General features: G+C 34.2%; 21 protein-coding genes, 1 pseudogene and 1 other annotated feature. Of the genes and pseudogenes, 11 read left to right on the forward strand and 11 right to left on the reverse strand.

The window, feature by feature from the left end; all coding sequences use genetic code 11:
* Positions 1–301 precede the first annotated feature (301 nt).
* Positions 302–937, forward strand: a complete 636-nt coding sequence (locus HS848_RS09985) for an NDxxF motif lipoprotein (protein ID WP_198612213.1) — start codon at positions 302–304, stop codon at positions 935–937.
* Positions 938–993: 56 nt separating this feature from the next.
* On the opposite strand, the gene HS848_RS09990 is transcribed toward HS848_RS09985, so the two are convergent.
* Positions 994–1572, reverse strand: a complete 579-nt coding sequence (locus HS848_RS09990) for a histidine phosphatase family protein (protein WP_198612214.1) — start codon at positions 1570–1572, stop codon at positions 994–996.
* A gap of 470 nt (positions 1573–2042) precedes the next feature.
* Here HS848_RS09990 and HS848_RS09995 point away from each other — a divergent pair, with 470 nt between their 5' ends.
* Entirely contained in the window at positions 2043–2300 is a 258-nt protein-coding gene (locus HS848_RS09995) for a hypothetical protein (RefSeq protein ID WP_198612215.1), read from the forward strand.
* A 71-nt stretch (positions 2301–2371) separates the two neighbouring features.
* Here the strand turns inward: HS848_RS09995 and HS848_RS10000 are convergent, their stop codons facing one another.
* Complete coding sequence (locus tag HS848_RS10000; protein ID WP_119527553.1) at positions 2372–2620, reverse strand: GlsB/YeaQ/YmgE family stress response membrane protein; 249 nt, start codon at positions 2618–2620, stop codon at positions 2372–2374.
* A 403-nt stretch (positions 2621–3023) separates the two neighbouring features.
* Between HS848_RS10000 and HS848_RS10005 the strand changes: the two genes are divergently transcribed.
* Both HS848_RS10005 and HS848_RS10010 read left to right on the forward strand, forming a co-directional pair.
* Positions 3024–3281, forward strand: coding sequence for an XRE family transcriptional regulator (locus tag HS848_RS10005; RefSeq protein ID WP_198612216.1), 258 nt, complete (start codon positions 3024–3026; stop codon positions 3279–3281).
* A gap of 219 nt (positions 3282–3500) precedes the next feature.
* Positions 3501–4172: pseudogene (locus HS848_RS10010) on the forward strand (Abi family protein); the annotation flags it as partial.
* Between the two features lie 259 nt (positions 4173–4431).
* Here the strand turns inward: HS848_RS10010 and rpsR are convergent.
* The 3 genes from rpsR to rpsF are packed head-to-tail and all read right to left on the reverse strand — an operon-like array spanning position 4432 to position 5552.
* Positions 4432–4674 (reverse strand): 30S ribosomal protein S18, encoded by a 243-nt coding sequence (gene rpsR, locus HS848_RS10015; protein ID WP_002451519.1) that lies wholly within the window; start codon positions 4672–4674, stop codon positions 4432–4434.
* 47 nt (positions 4675–4721) lie between these two features.
* Entirely contained in the window at positions 4722–5234 is a 513-nt protein-coding gene (gene ssb, locus HS848_RS10020; protein ID WP_103166510.1) for a single-stranded DNA-binding protein, read from the reverse strand.
* Between the two features lie 21 nt (positions 5235–5255).
* Positions 5256–5552 carry a 30S ribosomal protein S6 gene (gene rpsF, locus HS848_RS10025; RefSeq protein ID WP_002461101.1) on the reverse strand — a complete coding sequence of 99 codons (297 nt, stop codon included), beginning with the start codon at positions 5550–5552 and terminating at the stop codon, positions 5256–5258.
* A 291-nt stretch (positions 5553–5843) separates the two neighbouring features.
* Between rpsF and HS848_RS10030 the strand changes: the two genes are divergently transcribed.
* Complete coding sequence (locus HS848_RS10030) at positions 5844–6035, forward strand: hypothetical protein (protein WP_107507688.1); 192 nt, start codon at positions 5844–5846, stop codon at positions 6033–6035.
* Positions 6036–6176: 141 nt separating this feature from the next.
* On the opposite strand, the gene ychF is transcribed toward HS848_RS10030, so the two are convergent.
* The 4 genes from ychF to HS848_RS10050 form a co-directional block, all read right to left on the reverse strand.
* Positions 6177–7274: a redox-regulated ATPase YchF gene (gene ychF, locus HS848_RS10035; protein WP_198612217.1), complete on the reverse strand. Its 1098-nt coding sequence runs from the start codon at positions 7272–7274 to the stop codon at positions 6177–6179.
* Entirely contained in the window at positions 7274–7489 is a 216-nt protein-coding gene (locus HS848_RS10040) for a DUF951 domain-containing protein (protein WP_103166507.1), read from the reverse strand. Before HS848_RS10040 ends, ychF begins: the two co-directional genes overlap by 1 nt.
* Positions 7490–7515: 26 nt before the next feature.
* The gene (locus tag HS848_RS10045) at positions 7516–8391 is read right to left on the reverse strand and encodes a mechanosensitive ion channel family protein (RefSeq protein ID WP_198612218.1); all 876 of its coding nucleotides are present in this window, start codon (positions 8389–8391) and stop codon (positions 7516–7518) included.
* A gap of 161 nt (positions 8392–8552) precedes the next feature.
* Positions 8553–9380: a ParB/RepB/Spo0J family partition protein gene (locus tag HS848_RS10050; RefSeq protein ID WP_198612219.1), complete on the reverse strand. Its 828-nt coding sequence runs from the start codon at positions 9378–9380 to the stop codon at positions 8553–8555.
* A gap of 373 nt (positions 9381–9753) precedes the next feature.
* Positions 9754–10159 (forward strand) — a binding site (T-box leader).
* A 69-nt stretch (positions 10160–10228) separates the two neighbouring features.
* Between HS848_RS10050 and HS848_RS10055 the strand changes: the two genes are divergently transcribed.
* The 6 genes from HS848_RS10055 to HS848_RS10080 all read left to right on the forward strand — a co-directional run bounded on the left by HS848_RS10055 (position 10229) and on the right by HS848_RS10080 (position 18162).
* Positions 10229–11332 (forward strand): PLP-dependent transferase, encoded by a 1104-nt coding sequence (locus tag HS848_RS10055; RefSeq protein WP_198612220.1) that lies wholly within the window; start codon positions 10229–10231, stop codon positions 11330–11332.
* A complete protein-coding gene (gene metC / locus HS848_RS10060) occupies positions 11329–12504 on the forward strand; it encodes a cystathionine beta-lyase MetC (protein WP_198612221.1) in 1176 nt (391 codons plus the stop codon). The genes HS848_RS10055 and metC overlap by 4 nt, the downstream gene beginning before the upstream one ends.
* The gene (locus HS848_RS10065; RefSeq protein WP_198612222.1) at positions 12458–14296 is read left to right on the forward strand and encodes a bifunctional homocysteine S-methyltransferase/methylenetetrahydrofolate reductase; all 1839 of its coding nucleotides are present in this window, start codon (positions 12458–12460) and stop codon (positions 14294–14296) included. Before metC ends, HS848_RS10065 begins: the two co-directional genes overlap by 47 nt.
* Positions 14293–16539, forward strand: coding sequence for a 5-methyltetrahydropteroyltriglutamate--homocysteine S-methyltransferase (gene metE, locus HS848_RS10070; protein ID WP_198612223.1), 2247 nt, complete (start codon positions 14293–14295; stop codon positions 16537–16539). Before HS848_RS10065 ends, metE begins: the two co-directional genes overlap by 4 nt.
* A gap of 179 nt (positions 16540–16718) precedes the next feature.
* Positions 16719–17435, forward strand: coding sequence for a cyclase family protein (locus HS848_RS10075; protein WP_232806160.1), 717 nt, complete (start codon positions 16719–16721; stop codon positions 17433–17435).
* Positions 17436–17694: 259 nt separating this feature from the next.
* Entirely contained in the window at positions 17695–18162 is a 468-nt protein-coding gene (locus HS848_RS10080; protein ID WP_198612224.1) for a bacillithiol transferase BstA, read from the forward strand.
* 79 nt (positions 18163–18241) lie between these two features.
* Here the strand turns inward: HS848_RS10080 and HS848_RS10085 are convergent, their stop codons facing one another.
* Together HS848_RS10085 and lepB are read right to left on the reverse strand one after the other, a co-directional pair.
* Positions 18242–19432: an MFS transporter gene (locus HS848_RS10085; RefSeq protein ID WP_198612225.1), complete on the reverse strand. Its 1191-nt coding sequence runs from the start codon at positions 19430–19432 to the stop codon at positions 18242–18244.
* A 227-nt stretch (positions 19433–19659) separates the two neighbouring features.
* Positions 19660–20232, reverse strand: coding sequence for a signal peptidase I (gene lepB / locus HS848_RS10090; protein ID WP_198612226.1), 573 nt, complete (start codon positions 20230–20232; stop codon positions 19660–19662).
* Positions 20233–20500: the final 268 nt, after the last annotated feature.

The raw sequence follows: 20500 nt of genomic DNA on the forward strand, positions 1-20500 counted from the left end.
AAGTTAACCAAACTACTATTCCAAAAACTGTTAGAATTTATTTCTATAAACAAACACTTAACCTATCAAATATCGTCGTATAGCAGAAGCTCTTAATGAGCATTCTGCTTTTTTTATATTTCTCCTGACTTTATATACTTTTCAAAAATTAATAAAATGAGCATTTTTAAAATTGCCACAAATTGTTCATAGATTATGAATAATTTTAAGCTTCAGACGTTCAAATCTTTTTCTATAAATGATACTCTATTGTTATGCTTAAAAGTAGATGTTTGACTGATAAAGGAGATTATTGAAATCTATGAAAAAGAGTATGATAATAGGTGTCTTTTTAACATTGTTACTTACTTTAAGTGCCTGTGCGCCCCAAGAAGATAATCAAAATACAAGTAGTAATCAGCATCATAAAAATGGTGTTAACGCGCCAGAGCACGCTAAAAATTTAACTGAGAGCGATATCTTTTCATCTGATAAAAAAGGTCAAAAACTTAGCGAAGATGAAATGAATAAAGCAATTAAAAAATATTTAGACGTTAATAGTGATATTTTAGATAATAAATATGTAATGCAAAGTGAAATTGATCGTCAAAGTACTGGGCAAACTCGAGTAACAGACGAACAAGCTAAAAAACTTAGCAATCTTTCTAACTTAGCTGTTAAAAACGATTTACATTTCAAGAAATTTGTTAAAAACAAGACTCTTCCTAGCGGATATAAAGAAAATGTAGACCGCATTATTAACTATTTCCACGCGTTAAATAGTACAATTTCTGACGTTGATAAAAGTATTGAAGAACTCAATTACGAGCCTCAAAATACAATTAATGTAGTAGACGTACCTACGCATTATGCCGGCGATGTTAACGGTAAACAACAAGACAAGATTCAGAAATTCCTAGATGATAAAAATATTAAAACTGATGTATTAGATAAATAGAAATAACTCCCAATATGATTAAGTTATGTTAACTCTAATCAATATTGGGAGTTTTTTTATATTTCTATGCAATATGGCTTACAATTTTCCACATTATAGTCTAAAGCGTCTTCTTCGGTTATCATTTCAAAGTAAACGAGAATACATCTGATTACCACTTGATGCGCAACAATAACAATGGCATTGTCTTCTTTATTTACCACATTTTCAAAAAATGATTGAACCCTGTGATAAACGTCTCTATAGCTTTCACCTTCTGGAGCTTTTTGCGTGAAACTATGTCTAAAATCTTTATAATCGGGATGATTAAAATAACGACTAAACTGTTCTTCTTGTGACAATTTATCTTTATATTTGCCCTCAAAGACACCTAGCGAACGTTCACGTAATAACGGCGTAACGGTTGTAGGTATTTTATAAGGAAAGATATGGCGATACGTTTCTTGAGTTCGTGTTAAATCCGAAACATAAACATGATCAACTTGTATATCTTTAAAATACGTTTCTAGAGCCTTCGCTCCTGCCACGCCCTTCTCTGTTAGCGACACATCTAATTGCCCGCAAAAGTAAGCACGATGATGTTTATTGTCATAATTAGATTGAGATTCACCGTGTCTCACTAAATACATTTTCATTTTCAAAACCTCACTTTCTTTTAAAATTACTTACTCTTACTAAATCAAAAAAATAATATTTATTCAATCTGATAATAAGGACAGAAGGCAGTCTTACAATAAAACATCTAAATATAATAAACATCTCTCAATTAAAAATTTTTACAATTTTTATAGTAATGAAAAAATTTCGTATTTTTTAAGGATTTATGATTGTCTTTGGAATAGAATACATGATACTATAAATGTGTAGTTAGTGATAACTACAAAGTCTTTTATATTCATGAACATAATACTCCTGGGTGACGCCTTAACCCGACGTCACCCTATTTTTATGCCATTTTTTAATTTATTTTCCTTTAAAAATGAAGTTAATAACCACATATTATTTATGAAATGATAATCATTCACATTTAAGTAAAACCCCTGTCATTATGCGCTTTTAAGTGATACATTGAAGGTAGCAAATTACGAATACTGGGGGTGCAATAATGGAATTATTAGATTATAAAATGATAGATGAAGAACTTATTGCCACTGTAAGATCAACTCACGGTCATATATTTAAATATTCTTTCAATACCGAAACGCCTGAATATGAAATTTTAGAGGTACTTGAAGAAATCAATAACCATGTAGATAACGGTAGACATCCATTAGGTTGTGAAATTATTAAAAATTATGATTATGACGATGTGCATAAGTATAATACAGCAACTCAATCACCTAGTAGAATTATCATAAACTAAATTTCCAATTGATATATATCAAAAAAGAGGACTACTTTTCACAAGTAGCCCTCTTTTATCATCTATTAATATTATTTTCTTAAAGCACGTAAAATTAATGATACTACGAAAATAACGATAATTGCACCGATTAATGCTGGGATAATTGGCACTCCGCCCCATACAGGACCCCAAGTACCTAATAATTTACCACCTACAAATGAACCGACTAAACCGGCAATAATGTTACCGATGATACCGCCTGGAATATCTTTACCCATAATCATACCGGCAATCCAACCGATTAAGCCGCCGACGATTAACATAATAATAAAGCCCATAGTTTAACTCTCCTTACTTTCTATTTTTATTTACTTCTTACTTGTACCACCTCATCACATGTATAAACATTTTTATTGAAATTTTTTAAACTTTTTTTAGAACTTAGAACAGAATATATTTTAATAAATCTATGTATAGTTTTCATATTTATCTAATTTTTTCTTTTAATTTTATATGGAACAACTAATTGTTCTTCACTTATTGCGTTAATTTAATTGGAAATTATTATAATGTCGGCTTAAATTAAACACTTGATAAATATCGTGAACAGGAATAATATAGAAAAATAACTAGGGTTAGATTTATGAATGACTTAAATGGGTTTGTTGGAGAAGTTAATTAGTAAGAAATTTAGACAATTAATATTTAATACAAACTTTAAGTTTGAGGAGGTTATGCTTTATGAGTTCACATACACTTTTTAATTTAAGAACAAAAAGAAACTTAGAAATTAATGAACTAACAGAATTAATAAATAAAAAATATGGTACACACTATGAGCCACATCAATTGTGGGAATGGGAAAACCATCAACATGAACCAAAATTCAAAGATGCAATGATCCTTGCAGACTTCTTCGACACACCATATCAAATGTTAGTCGAAAGTAAATACAAAGAATACCAAAAACAATTCGACGATGTAGACATTTGTCTATAACAATTTAATGTAAGCTATATTAAGCGTAAGACATTTAGCGGTTGGTGATGAGAAATCACTAACCGTTTTTTGAGATTGGGGCAAAAGTGTTTAGGATTTGAGCAGAATCGAACGTTGAGCAAAAAATATTATCTCCTAATCTATGTGATTAGGCAGTAGTTGACTGAGGTGAAGATGCGTTCAAGTCTCACTTTCTTCATCTCTAGACAACCTTGACGCTTAAAACTAATAACAGAAAATAACCAAGAAGAGGGTTATAAAATAATAGATGAGTTCTTATGTATTGATAACTCTTATAATAATTCAAATTTAGATCCAGATTCAAGAACACCAGAAGAAGTTGAAGAAACCAAAATCAAAAATAAAAATGAAATTTTTAAACATATGAAAAAAAGAGGTCAACTACCCGAGAAGTTGAACAAATACTATCAAAATCCACCCGTATGGATTTGCATTGAATTTATGCAACTAGGACAATTTGTTTCGTTTCTCAACTTTTATTACAAGAAGTACAATGACGAAGAATTAAGAGTTGCTAATATTTTAATGCCCTTAGTTAAAAATATAAGAAACAAATCAGCTCACAACCAACCTATCATAGCAAATCTGAACTATGACAGTAGATCTCCTCAGTATTTATTTGAAAAAGGAAATAATATACGAATATCTAGAAACATGTTCGGTATAAAAAATTTCATAGATATTTTCGCTACCCTAGAACTACATAATCAAGTTTGTAGCAATGCAATTATCCAAGCAAGATATCACGATTTGGACAAACTTCAAAAGCGATATAAAAGGAATAAAAGCTATTATGATAACGCATTAAATATCAAAAGGTTTTTTATAGGATTAGATAAAATTATTGACTTCAATAGACCAACAGTATAAACTAACTAATGAGGAAAGAGACTAATAGGTCTCGCGAGTTATTTTAACTCGTATGCAAGATAAAGAAGAGCTATGCATTCTATTTAAAATGCGTAGTTCTTTTTTTATTTACCAAAATTCATATGATTGTTGCAAGTTAAAAATATCTTTATGTATATTCCAAATCCAAAATTTTCACATAATATCCTTTCTCTATACTAAAAAATATAAAAACAACCCCCTAGACATAAGCCTACGGGGTTTGACAATAAATTATATATTATTGTTCTTCTTTAACATATGGTAATAAAGCCATATGACGAGCACGTTTGATAGCTGCAGTCAACATACGTTGATATTTAGCTGAAGTGCCTGTTACACGACGTGGTAAGATTTTACCACGTTCTGAGATAAAACGTTTTAATAATTCAGTGTCTTTATAATCGATATGTGTAATACCATTTGCTGTGAAATAGCATACTTTTTTACGACGACGTCCGCCTCTTCTTGGTCCACCTGCCATGGGTAATTACCTCCTTCAAAAAATATTTTTTATACGTTCATTTATTATTAGAATGGTAAGTCATCATCACTAATATCAATCGGTCCATTCGCATTTGCAAATGGGTTATCAGATTGTTTATTATTTGATGAATTATTATTACTATATGACGTATTTTGTCCTGATTGTTGGCCACCAAATCCTTGACCGTAGTCTTGGAAATCGTTGTTACCACCTTGGTTACGTTGGCCACTTTGTGCATTTTTAGGTTCAAGGAATTGAACACTATCCGCTACAACTTCAGTAACAAAGATACGACGACCTTCTTGATTTTCATAACTGCGTGATTGTATGCGACCATCAACGCCAGCTAGACTACCTTTGAATAAATAGTTATTCACATTCTCTGCTTGTCTTCTGAAAACAACAACATTAATAAAGTCAGCTTCGCGTTCCCCTTGAGCATTCGTGAAAGTACGATTAACTGCTAGAGTAAATGTCGCTACACTTACGCCTGAGGGAGTACTTCTGTATTCTGGATCTTTAGTTAAACGACCTACTAATACAACTCTGTTTATCATTCAAACGCCCCCATTAAATTATTACTTATCTTGGTCTTCGCGGATAACGATATAACGGATGATATCGTCATTAATTTTAGCTAAACGTTGGAATTCGTCTGTAGCTCTGTTGTTATCAGTTTTAATGCGTACGATGTTATAGAAGCCTTCTTTGAAATCTTCAATTTCATAAGCAAGACGGCGTTTACCCCAGTCTTTTTCTTCTAAAACTTCTGATCCTTCTGAAGCTAAGATACCGTTAAAGCGTTCAACAACTGCTTTTTTAGCGTCTTCTTCAATATTTGGACGTACGACATACATAATTTCATATGTTCTCATTTTATACTTGCACCTCCTTGTGGTCTATGCGGCTTATCGAGTATTAACGATAAGCAAGGAATAATTTTCATTACTCACAATCAAGAATTATAGCATAGAGTATTACTTTTTACAATAAATATTGATGAGGTTAATTCTTTTTTTGAAAAGGCAGCACCATAATATAAAATTAGTAGATCTGTTGCTTCATAATTTAAATAAACACAAATAAATTAAAAAGTTGAAGAAAATTGTCTAAAACCACTTTTCAAAACAGAACAAACGTTCTATAATAATAGCGAGGTGTAGAACATGCAATTAGATTTAGATTGGAATAAAGAATTCCAAGAATTTCAAGAAGTCTTAAATTGCGGTATCAATCCAGAATGGCTATATTGTGCGAAAGCCAATATGATTCTTGAACCAGCCTATACCGGTGAAGGTAAACAGTTTTTTAGCACCAAAGATATTATTGAAGCAAGTAAAATTATACCGTTCTTTTAAGATAGAATGAGATTTCTCATATATTTAAAAGCAATGTAAGTTTCTCTGTCACTCAAGCCACATGATACTTACATTGCTTTTTATTTTTCAATCAAAAAAAATAAGGCATGAAATCTCATGCCTTACCTTAAAAATATAGTTCTATACATTAAATCTAAAGTGAACGATGTCGCCATCTTGCATGATGTAATCTTTGCCTTCTAAGCGTTGTTTACCCGCTTCTTTAGCACCTTGTTCTCCGCCATTTTCAACGTAATCATCATAACTTGTCACTTCAGCACGAATAAATCCACGTTCAAAGTCAGTATGAATAATACCCGCACATTGTGGCGCTGTCATACCTTGTTTGAAAGTCCATGCACGTACTTCTTGTACACCTGCAGTAAAGTAAGTTGATAAACCTAATAAATCATAAGTTGTTTTGATTAGAACATCTAAGCCTGGTTCTTCAATACCTAAATCTTCTAAGAACATTTCTTTGTCTTCATCATCTAAAGTAGCAATCTCTTCTTCGATTTTTGCGCTAATTACGATAACTTCAGAATCTTCTTTAGCTGCATAGTCACGAATGATTTTAACTTTTTCATTCTCTTCATTACCGATTTCATCTTCGCCAACGTTAGCAATATATAACATTTTTTTAGATGTTAATAATTGAGCTTGGTTCACGTATTTTTGATCTTCATCGTTAAATTCTAAACTACGTACTGGATCGCCATTTTCTAATGCTTCTTTAATTTTAGATAAAATGCGTAATTCCATTTCTGCTGTTTTATCTTTTTGACGAGCCATTTTTTCGATTCTAGGTAAACGCTTTTCGACAGATTCTAAATCTGCTAATACTAATTCCATATTGATAACTTCAATATCATCTAATGGGTCTACGCGTCCTGACACGTGTGTAACGTTGTCGTCGTCAAATGCACGTACTACTTGGCAAATTGCATCAACTTCGCGAATATGTGATAAGAATTTATTACCTAAACCTTCACCTTTTGAAGCGCCTTTAACAATTCCGGCGATATCAGTAAATTCAAATGCGGTAGGAATAGTTTTCTTAGGTTCTACCATTTCAGTTAATTTATTTAAACGCGCGTCTGGTACTTCGACAATTCCTACGTTTGGATCGATTGTTGCGAATGGATAGTTTGCTGCTAACGCACCCGCTTTTGTGATTGCATTAAATAGTGTAGATTTCCCTACGTTAGGTAAACCTACGATGCCTGCTGTTAAAGCCATTAATCATTCTCCTTACCTTCTGTATCTTGATTGGATACTAATATTTTCTTTAATTTTTTATTAAACGTCTGACGTGGAATCATAATGCTTCTTTGGCAATTTTCACATTTGATACGAATGTCTGCACCCATACGAATAATTTTAAAGCGATTTGTTCCACATGCATGTTGTTTTTTCATCTCTACTATATCATTTATTCCATAATTTGACGTCATGAAATTACCCCCAAAGATAATTAGAATTAGCTTTGTTTATCATTATTTTTAATGTAAATCGGTTGTGGTAATTTAATACCTTCTTGTACAAACACTCTTTGAATTTCTCTAAGTAGAATTCTTGAACCTGAAGCACCTTCACCTGGAATCGTCTCTGCTGAGATTCTAAATGTTACTTTAGTTTCATCTAATGATTCAATACCTTCGACAACCGGATCAGTAATAAATAGATAGTACTTACTACGCATAGCCGTAAATAATTTATTTAATCGTTTTTCTACCTTATCTAAATCTTCTTCGACTGACACTGGGACTTTCACAATGGAGAAACCATTTGTAATAGAATAGTTGGTGATTTCTCCCATACTACCATTAGGTAAGATAGTTAACTCACCTGTAATTGTATTAATTCGTGTAGATCTTAATCCAATTGATTTCACTGTACCTTCAGCTACAGTTGTACCACCGCTATTGATTTTAACATAGTCTCCTACGTCAAATTGATTTTCGAAAATAATAAAGAAACCTGTAATGATATCTTTAACGATTGTTTGTGCACCGAAACCAACGGCTAAACCAACTACTCCGGCACTGGCGATAATACCTTCAACACTAATACCAAATTTACTTAATACCGTAGTAACGACGATAAACCATACTATGTAATTTACTACATTCTGAACGAGCGAAATTAATGTGCGAGAACGTTTTTTATTCCCTTTAGTACTTCTATTTTGCATTTTAAATGCTTGTTCAATAAGTTTATTTAAAATACGTGTTACTATTAGTGCCACTATAATATAAATAATAATTAAAGCGATTTTAATAGCTAAATTTTCATAAGTTTCTATTTTAGTTAAAGGTTCAAATAATGACGATAACACACTTTTGACCTGATTCATTCGAAAGCAACCTCCCTTTAAGTTCGTTTCATAATTAAATAATTATACATTTATCTCCTATACAATGTATCCGTCTTGAGTTTTAATTTTAGTTACAAATTAGCTTGCAATCTATATTTCTTCCAAGCTTTCTTTCTACATCTAAACGAAACTCACACCGTTTATTTTTCATTTAACTTATTAATTAACGTTCTAAATTCGTCTTCTGAGCCAAACTCAAACGTAATTTTACCAACCTTTTTACCAGCTGAAATATCAACTCGCGTGCCAAATTTTTCTTTTAATATTCTTTCTTGTTTTTGAATAAATTTAGGTTTAAGTACTGGTTGCTTCTTCTCATCTTTAGACTGCCTTTCGTCTTGTAACTCATTAACGATTGTTTCTAAGTATCTGACACTCCAATTTTCTCTAATGGCTTGTTTACTTATTCTTTTCATCGTCTCGATGTCTTTAATACCTAACAACGTTCGTCCATGTGCACCGGAAAGTTTCCCATCCTTAACGAACTGCGACACTTCTTTGGGCAAGTTCAATAATCTCAACATATTAGCAATATACGGCCGAGATTTTCCAAGCCGTTTTGCGACCTCTTGTTGAGTAAGCCCTAAATCGTCCATTAAACGTCTATAACTTTCCGCTTCTTCAATTGCATTAAGGTTCTCACGTTGAAGATTTTCTATAATGGCTAATTCCATCATATCTGCATCAGAGAGGTCTTTCACGATGGCGGGTACTTCTTGTAGTCCTGCTATTTGAGATGCTCGAAAGCGTCTTTCACCGACTACGATATAGTATCCTTGTACCGTTCTTCGTAAAACAATAGGTTGCAAGATCCCATGTTGTTTAATCGAATCCGCTAACTCATTTAATCTCGTTTCATCAAACGTTTTACGTGGTTGGTATGGATTTGCTTTAATATCGGCAATAGTTATTTTTTGTATTTGTTCATGTTGTTTGGGCTGTAAGCGTTCATCTTCTTCATATTTCATTCATTGCTCCCCCTTTCCCTTAGAATTAACGACGATTATCTCAATTTCTTTATTTTTTAATACTATAGGGTTCTCCAATTCCAATCTATAAAATTTTACATTTTCAATTCATGGTTAAACATTAGTAATAAAAAACCTATATAGAACCCAACTCTTTACATGCACCTATTAATTTTAAAAATTATGGCTTGTTTCTACAAGTACTTCAAACTGAGTTAAAGAAAAAATATAAATTTTTTTCTAAGACGTTATCTCAACTCTATCAATACTTCAGCCACTTTCCGAGTTAACTTTCTAATCACAATTTTCAGAAAAGTTATTGACAAATGTAATTTAAGTCTGTAAGCTATGAAATATCTTAAAAAAATACAAATTACACACTGTAATAAGGAAAGTAGAACTTACACTGCTAATACAGAGAGTCTCCTGTGCTGAGAAGAGACATTGAAAGAGAGTTTGAAAATGGCCTTTGAGTGTTGATGCCAATACGAGGTATCAACGGGATCGCCCGTTATAGCGATACAGTATTAACATTTATGTTTAATGGCGTACTGGAATCTACTACGTCACTATCCTATCGTTAATACTCATTTACTTACCCCAAGCTAAATGAGTTTTTTAATGTATGCGTTCAACAAGCGTTACATTATTTTCTAACGATATACAGTGACCACCTGTTCAGTATCGCAATCTAACATATTTGGCGTACTGTTTGAGGTTACTTTAGTAATAAAGTAATAAACAAAGGTGGTACCGCGAAACAAGCTTTCGTCCTTTACATCCGATAATTATCGGGTTTAAAGGACGGGAGCTTTTTTTATTGAAACGAAATAACAGGAGGGTTTGAAATGAAAGAGACACAATTAGCACAAATTTCATTAACGCAAGATTCAACAGGTGCAATTGCCAATCCCATCTATTTATCTACTGCATATCAACATCCTCAACTTGGTCAGTCACCTGGTTATGATTATACGAGGACTAAAAATCCTACACGCTCAGCATTTGAAGAATCCTTTGCGAAATTAGAAGGCGGCATCGCTTCATTCGCCACTTCAAGTGGGATGTCAGCTGTACAACTAATTTGTAACTTATTTAAGCCAGGCGATGAGGTGTTAGTTGCTTTTGATTTATATGGCGGCACATTTAGATTATTCGATTATTATGAGAAACAATATGGCGTTCGATTTATCTATGTGGACTTCTTAAACTATGAAGACGTTGTAAAACATATTACACCTAACACAAGAGCCCTTTTCATAGAGCCAATTTCAAATCCACAAATGATTGAAATTGATGTCACACCATATTATGTACTCAGTAAGGAACATAACTTATTGACGATTATCGATAATACGTTCTTAACGCCTTATCTATCCACACCGCTAGAAGAAGGTGCAGACATTGTCCTTCACTCAGCAACGAAATATATTGGTGGGCATAACGATGTATTAGCCGGTGTCGTTACAGTAAAAGATCCAGAGTTAGCTGAGCAACTCGGTCAGTTTCATAATATGATTGGCGCAACATTATCTCCTCTAGACAGTTATTTACTTCAACGAGGATTAAAGACACTTCATTTAAGGCTAGATCGTTCACAACAAAACGCAAGAAAGCTCGCGGAACGATGTAGAACTTCAGAAGCGATTGATGAAGTATTATATAGCGGCAAAACAGGAATGTTAAGTTTACGTCTAAATAAGGCCTACGACGTTGGTAAATTTTTGGAAAATTTAGAAATTTGTATCTTTGCAGAGAGTCTTGGTGGTACAGAAACACTTATAACGTTCCCTTATACGCAAACACATGTAGATATGCCCGATGAAGAAAAAGATAAACGCGGCATCGATGAATATTTAATTAGATTGTCCATTGGAATTGAAGATTATAACGATATTGAATCCGACATTATTCAAGCACTAGAGAATTCTAAAGTAGGAGTGATTTCATGAGCTTATCCAAAGAAACTGAAGTTATTTTCGATACGCATAGAGGAGTAGATTACGATTCAGCCAATCCTCCACTTTATGATTCTTCAACATTTCATCAAAAAGTGCTTGGAGGCAACGCAAAATTCGATTATGCGAGAAGTGGTAATCCCAATCGTCAATTACTCGAGGAAAAGCTAGCCAAACTTGAAGGTGGCAAATATGCCTTTGCTTTCGCATCAGGTATCGCAGCCATCTCAGCCGTATTATTAACGCTTCAAGCAGATAATCACGTCATTTTACCAGACGATGTCTATGGTGGAACGTTTAGATTAACCGGTCAAATACTCAACCGCTTCAACATTCAATTCACAACGGTTAATGCGACGGTTCCTGAAGAAATTGAAGCAGCCATACAACCTAATACGAAATTAATTTACGTAGAAACACCGTCCAATCCATGTTTCAAGATTACTGATATCCGAACTGTCGCTAATATCGCTAAACGACATGACCTACTCCTAGCAGTAGATAATACATTCATGACGCCACTAGGACAATCACCACTCGCACTGGGCGCTGATATCGTCGTTCATTCCGCTACTAAATTTTTAGGCGGTCATAGCGATATTATCGCCGGCGCAACGATTACCAATCGCAAGGATATTGCTGATGCGCTTTACCTTTTACAAAATGGCACAGGTACTGCGCTCTCAGCACATGACAGTTGGACGCTAGCGAAACACTTAAAGACATTACCAATTCGATTTAAGCAATCAACATCTAATGCTGAACAACTTGTAGAATTTTTAAGCAACAGAGAGGAAATTGCCGAAGTATATTATCCAGGAAACAATGCATTACATCGATCACAAGCAATTAGTGGCGGTGCTGTCATTGGTTTCCGCTTGAAAGACGAATCAAAGGCACAAGATTTTGTGAATGCCTTAACCTTGCCGTTAGTCTCCGTGAGCTTAGGGGGGGTTGAAACAATTCTTTCCCATCCTGCGACTATGTCTCATGCAGCTGTACCAGAAGACATTCGACGTGAACGTGGTATTACATTCGGCTTATTCCGATTAAGCGTAGGGCTTGAACAACCTCAAGAGTTGATTGCAGATATCAACTACGCATTAAAGGAGGCCTTCAATGAGTCGATTATTGAACCAATTACAGAACAACGTTTTAGTAGCTGACGGTGCAATGGGCACAATCCTCTACTCAGAGGGGCTCGATACTTGCCCGGAAGCGTACAACCTGACACACCCTGAGAAAGTAGAACGCATCCATCGTTCTTACATTCAAGCAGGCACAGACATTATTCAAACGAATACGTACGGGGCTAATTTTGAAAAGTTAAAAGCCTTTGGTCTAGAACACAAAGTAAAAGAAATTCATAAAGCGGCCGTACAAATTGCGAAACGTGCAGCTAAACCCGACACTTTCATACTTGGTACGGTAGGAGGTTTCAGAGGTTTAAAACAAGAAGACTTACCCCTATCGACCATACAATACCATGCTGAAAATCAAATCGATACACTCGTTGAAGAAGGCGTTGATGGCTTACTTTTCGAAACGTATTACGACTTAGAAGAACTGAGTAATATCGTCACGGTGACACGTCGCAAATATGATATTCCAATTATCGCCCAACTCACAGCGTCGAATACCAATTATTTGGTGGACGGCACCGAGATTAACGAGGCATTCAAGCAATTAGTCGAATGTGGCGCTAATGTAGTAGGTCTGAATTGTCATCACGGCCCACATCACATGCAACGGTCGTTCTCACATATCGAATTGCCAGAACATGCATACCTTTCATGTTATCCAAATGCCAGCCTACTAGATATTGAGAATAGTGAATTTAAGTATAGCGATAACGCACAATACTTTGGTGATGTGGCTCAAGAATTGATAAATGAAGGCGTAAGACTTATCGGAGGATGTTGCGGTACCACACCTGAACATATCGCCTATATCAAATCATCCGTTAAAGATTTAAAGCCTGTAAGCGATAAGAAAGTGATTCCCATCAATCGTAAGACAAATCATTCGCGGACCCACACTTACAAGCATAATTTAACGACTAAAGTTAAAAATGGCCCAACAGTCATCGTGGAATTAGATACGCCTAAACATCTTGATACCGATCTCTTCTTTGAAAATGTAGGCAAATTAGATGAGGCTAACATCGATGCCGTAACACTCGCAGACAATTCATTAGCAACGGTACGTGTTAGCAATATCGCCGCAGCAAGTATCATTCGACAAAGATATGATATTGAGCCACTCGTCCACATTACATGTCGGGATCGTAACTTGATTGGATTACAGTCACATTTACTGGGCTTATCACTCATAGGTGTTAATGAAATCTTAGCCGTTACCGGAGACCCTTCGAAAGTAGGTCACCTGCCCGGCGCTTCTAATGTCTATGACGTGAATTCAAAAGGATTAACCGAACTTGCATTACGCTTTAACCAAGGTATCAATACTGACGGTGATGCGCTGAAGAAACATACCAACTTCAACATCGCCGGCGCGTTTGACCCTAACGTTCGTAAACTCGACGGAGCGGTGAAACGGCTCGAGAAAAAAGTGGCGGCTGGCATGAGTTATTTCATCACACAACCTGTGTATAGTAAGGAGAAAATTAAAGAGGTATATGAGGCTACAAAACATCTTAATACACCATTATTCATAGGTATTATGCCAATCGCAAGCTACAATAACGCACTTTTCCTACATAACGAAGTGCCCGGAATTAAAATGTCCGAAGACGTATTAAATCAATTTAAAGCAGTAAAAGATGATAAAGAGAAAACAAAAGAATTGAGTCTTAGACTTTCTAAAGAATTAATCGATACCGTGCATGAATATTTTAACGGATTATATATCATTACCCCATTCCAACGCGTCGATTATTCATTAGAACTCGCAGCATATTCTAAAGCAATTACCCAAAACAAGGAGGCAATATCATGACAACAATTACAACTTCAAATTTAGGATTCCCAAGACTAGGTAGAAAAAGAGAATGGAAAAAGGCAATCGAAAGCTATTGGGCTAAAAAAATCGACAAAGCTGAATTAGATGAAACATTAACAAACTTACACAGAGAAAACTTATTACTTCAAAAAAATTACAATTTAGATAGTGTACCTGTCGGAGATTTCTCATTATACGACCATATTCTCGATACATCATTATTATTCAACATCATCCCTGAACGTTTCCAAGGTCGCGAAGTGAATGATGACTTACTATTTGATATTGCACGTGGTAATAAAGAACATGTTGCGAGCGCACTAATCAAATGGTTCAATACAAACTATCATTATATCGTACCTGAATGGGACAATGTAGATCCTAAAGTGAACCGTAATGTATTATTAGACCGCTTCAATTATGCGAAATCTTTAAACGTTAATGCACACCCTGTGATTGTAGGACCTATTACTTTCGTCAAACTTTCTAAAGGTGGAAATCAAACGTTCGAGGAAAAAGTTAAAACCTTACTTCCATTATATAAAGAAGTCTTTCAATCATTAGTAGATGCAGGTGCTGAGTTCATTCAAGTCGATGAACCTGTCCTAATGACTGACGAAAGCGAAGACTATGAAACAATTACTAAAGAAGCTTATGACTACTTTGCAGACGCTAACTTAGGGGATAAATTAGTAATTCAAACATATTTTGAACGTGTAAATGTGAAATTCTTAAGTTCACTTCCTGTCGGTGGTTTAGGTTTAGACTTCGTACATGATAATGGCTACAACCTAAAACAAATTGAAGCGGGTGACTTTGATGCTAAGAAAGCATTATACGCTGGTATCATTGACGGTCGTAACGTGTGGGCTGCAGATATTGAAGCTAAAAAAGAATTAGTTGAAACGCTACAAAACTATACTGATCATATCGTTATCCAACCTTCATCTTCATTACTTCACGTGCCTGTATCATTAGACGATGAAACATTAGATGAAGCTATCGAAGAAGGTTTAAGTTTCGCTACTGAAAAATTAGATGAATTAGATGCATTAAAACGTTTATTTAATAACGATGACAGTAAAAAATATGATGATTTAAAAGCGCGTTATGAACGTTTCCAAAGTCAATCATTTAAAAATCTTGAATATGATTACAATAGCGTACCAACAACTCGTAAATCACCATTCCCTGAACGTAAAAAAGCACAAGATGCGCGTTTACACTTACCAGATTTACCAACTACTACAATTGGTTCGTTCCCACAAACTCGAGAAGTGCGTAAATATCGTGCGGATTGGAAAAACAAACGTATTTCAGATGAAGAGTACAACAATTTCTTAGAAAGCGAAATTGCACGTTGGATTAAAATTCAAGAAGACATTGGTTTAGATGTCTTAGTCCATGGTGAATTTGAACGTAACGACATGGTAGAATTCTTCGGTGAAAAACTCCAAGGTTTCTTAGTAACTAAGTTTGGTTGGGTACAATCATACGGTTCTCGTGCGGTTAAACCACCAGTCATCTACGGAGATGTAAAATGGACTGAACCATTAACAGTCAAAGAAACAGTTTATGCGCAAAGTTTAACTGACAAACCTGTCAAAGGTATGTTAACTGGTCCTGTCACTATCTTAAACTGGTCATTCGAACGTGTCGATGTCCCACGTAAAGTAGTACAAGACCAAATCGCCTTAGCTATTGATGAAGAAGTATTAGCACTTGAAGAAGCAGGTATCAAAGTCATTCAAGTTGATGAACCAGCATTACGTGAAGGTTTACCATTACGTTCTGAATATCATGAAGATTACCTTGCAGATGCAGTTAATTCATTCAAATTAGCGACATCTTCGGTTCAAGATGAAACTCAAATTCATACGCATATGTGCTATTCTCAATTTGGTCAAATTATCCATGCGATTCATGAATTGGATGCAGATGTTATCTCAATCGAAACATCTCGTAGCCATGGGGATTTAATCAAAGACTTTGAAGATATTAACTATGATTTAGGTATTGGATTAGGTGTGTATGATATTCATAGCCCACGTATTCCAACTGAAGAAGAAATTGCGACAGCTATCGATCGTTCTTTACAACAAATTGACCGTTCATTATTCTGGGTTAACCCTGACTGTGGTTTAAAAACACGTAGAGAAGAAGAAGTTAAAGACGCGTTAACAGTACTTGTAAATACAGTTCGTAAAAAACGTGCAGAGAATAATAACCAACCAGCATAAGATTTAGCGAACATGTTAAGCTTTGAAGAGTGGGGTCTCAAATGAGTTATTAATATTTTGTACTCTAGGAGCGGGCATTAGATTCCTGCTCTGCTCCCCCTTCTCTATTAAAATTTGTTTTTAAATCATAAACAGTTAAAGTGGTGATAATTATGACCAATTATCCATTATGGGATTAATTGAATCAGTTAAAAGAGGCTCAATGGGTTGATTTAACACATACGTTCGACCCAGAGATTCCTCGTTTCAGTGAATTTGAAAAAGGCGAAGTTTCGACGCTATTCACTGTTAAAGATGATGGTTTTTATGTGCAACGCTGGAATATTGTGACTCAATATGGCACCCATATTGATGCGCCAATCCATTTCGTTGAGAATAAACGCTATCTAGAAGAATTAGATTTGAAAGAATTAGTCTTGCCTCTTATTGTCTTAGACTTTTCAAAAGAAGCAGCTGGAAATGCGGACTTCATCGTAACACGTGATCATTTAGAACAATGGGAAGCGGATAACGGACGTATTGAAGCAGGTACATTCGTGGCATTACGTACAGATTGGTCAAAACGTTGGCCAGATATTGAGAAATTCGAAAATAAAGATGCAGAAGGAAACCAACATTTACCAGGTTGGGGACTGGATGCCTTAAAATTCTTGCTCGAAGAACGTGGTGTGAAATCAGTCGGGCATGAAACATTTGATACTGATGCCTCTGTCGATACAGCTAAAAATGGCGATATCGTAGGAGAACGTTATGTTCTTGGACAGGACACATTCCAACTCGAATTACTAACAAATTTAGATCAATTGCCTACGCGTGGTGCAGTCATCTATGCGATTAGTCCAAAACCGAAAGACGCACCAGGATTCCCAGTACGTGCATTCGCGATTAAACCTTAACTATTTTTGAAAAATTTTATTACTCTAGCCATTTCGTTTTTAGGCTTGATAGTGAGCGATCAAAGCCATAAAACTTCCTAATATTACTAAACTGCCCTGTTACATAAATTGGTGTGATAGGGCAATTTTATGATTTTCTAAGATAAATACCGAGCTATTATTAAAAATCCCTTTCTTACCTTCTCTGATTGAAAATATTGATTCTCGGGTAAATTAATTAGTGTTACAAGTTAAATCTTTAGCAGAAAGGAAGAATATGATGAGTAATAAAACAGTTTATGATGTCGTGGAAACTGGCGTGAACTATATATTATCAGTTTATGATAATTGGAATGTCGAACAAGTTTTAGATAAAGAGGATAATTTCTTCCCAAATACGTTACATTGGCAATTCGGCCATGTATTAACGATATTTGATTCTGCCTTATCACTAGGTAACCAAAATGCAGTAGATGTAGAAAAATACACTAAATTATTCGGTTATGGTTCAAGTCCTGCAGATTGGGAAGGACAAGACGTTCCATCAATTGAGGACATTAAAAAAGATTTAACAACACTTCCAGAACGTGCTAAACAATTAACTGATGAACAACTCGCTCAAGAATTAGAACAACCGATTGCCGGTTGTAAAACACTAGACGAATTATTAGTATTAAACGCCATTCACGTGCCATTACATGCAGGTAAAATTGAAGAAATGGCTCGCGTACTTAAAAAAGAAGGTTAATTCAAAACGCTTAACAGATGTGAAAATGCACCTGTTAAGCGTTTTTTATACATAAATTTATAAGTAACCAAACTATGAATTAAAATTTAATATCTTCCTTTTTTACGGTTTTATCGAAGTAAACTAGGGCGACTAACATTAATATTGAGACGATTAAGTATGTTAAAGTTTGCGAATATTTTAATATAAAACCGAATATTAAAAATGATACAGGCATTAACGATTGAGCGATGGATTGATTCAATGAGAACACTCTGCCTTTGTACTGTTCTTCAACAGTATTTTGCAAGTATATTGAATACGGTATATTGGCTAAAGGTAATGATAAACCCGCAATGAAATAGACTAATGTAATTAATATAAATGACATGTTTACTGTTAGACTCAAAAATATTGATAAACTTAGTATCCATAAAGCAATAACTTGAAGTATTACTGATATTTCAAAAGGCCCTTTCAGTCTATGTTTTAACGGTCGTATTGATAAGCCTAAAGACACGATAAACATTCCTATTGTCATTCCAGCTTCGGTAAAACCAAATTGTTGAGACGATAATTTCATCGATTGAATTGCTATAATAGGTACCCCTACTACAATCGAGTTAACTAAAAAATTGATTATTAAGCCTACAAGCATGAAATTGAGTAGTATTTTATTTTTGATTAAATATGAACAACCAACTTTAATATCTTTTAAAAAGCTATTGTTGTTGCGTTTACTTTCTATTAATCTATCAATTTTGATAAATAAAAATACAAAAATTGACGATAATTCCGTGATAACGTTTATAAGAGCTAAATATTCAATTTTTAGGATAGCTATAAGCATACCACCTAAAATAGGTGCTAAAAAACTAATTGTTACTGTATACGTTTGTCGAATTGAAACAAAACGTGCCATATCTTTTTCAGATATATTTTTAATATTTGAATTCACAATAAGACCGATTATTCCGTCTGTTAAATTTAATATAACGCCTAATATGATGATGTAAATGTAGTTGAATTTTACTATAAATATCGATAAAAAGATTACATTTATTATTTGGGCTACTATGACTAATTTTTTATTATTAAACTTATCTACCCATACGCCAAAGAGGGGTTGACTTAAGATGGTTGATAGAACGATTAACGATAAATAAATTGTATATATTAGAGGATTATTTGTATGTTTTAGAATGTAAAACGCGCATGCAAAGCTAAATATCTTCGATCTAATTGAAGAAATCACATCAAACGCTAATAAGTTGATAGATTTTATACCCATAACATCTTCTCCCTTACAAAATAAAACTAAGTATAAATATCTTAGGCCTTCAAAAGTAATCGAACGTTTTACCATGCTTTGCTTAATTAATATACTCACTTTATTTTCAGACTATTCAGTAAATTAAATATATAATACCATATTTTTATAAAAATAATATATAATAATCAAAAAAACTGTTTAACACTCACCCTTACGCATTAAACAGTTTTGGTTTTGTCTCAATATTAAAATGTGCCTGGATTGAATCCAGCTTTCCATTTGTTAAATGGCCAATATCTTAGTACAACTTTACCTACAAGTTGGTCTTTATCGACTAAACCAACTTCAGGTGCACGGCTGTCCACACTATTTTGTCTGTTATCTCCCATGACTAAGTATTTATCTTTAGGGATTTTATTTTTACCGTTAGCACCGTTAATATCGCTTGTCTTTAATGAACCTGTTAAGTAGTCACCTTGTTTATGTTTTTTATTGTAGTCTAAGTAAGGTTCAGATACTTTTTTATCATTCACATATAATTGATCTTTTTTATACTCTACTTTATCTCCAGGTGTTCCGATAACACGTTTGATAAAGTCACGTTCAGCGTCTTCATGGAAAACAACTACGTCTCCATTATCGATATGATTCAATGTTTTAGATATTTTACTTACGATAACTTTATTTCTATCTTGGAAGGTCGGATACATAGAAGAACCTGATACTGTATATGACGTTCCAATAAATTTCATTACAATGCCGACTACTAAGAGTGCGACTGCAATGGAAACAACCCATTCAATGATTTCTTTTTTCAATTTAACCCCGCCTATCATCTTTTATACAATACTCTACTTTATCATACATGCTTTTCAATTATGTTTCACTTATCTTACGACTTATAACATTTCTAATCTTTCATATCCGTAAGAAATAACCGTTACTTTGTAAGGTTAGATAAAGGCAGTAATGACGCCCTCCTTTTAAAATTATAAATGTAATAGCTCATAGGAGTGATAATCTTGGAACTCTTGAAAAATATTATAATCACACAATTTAAAACATTAATCATCCTATCTAAACGCA

Source organism: Staphylococcus caledonicus, assembly GCF_016238465.1.
Lineage (GTDB): Bacteria > Bacillota > Bacilli > Staphylococcales > Staphylococcaceae > Staphylococcus > Staphylococcus caledonicus.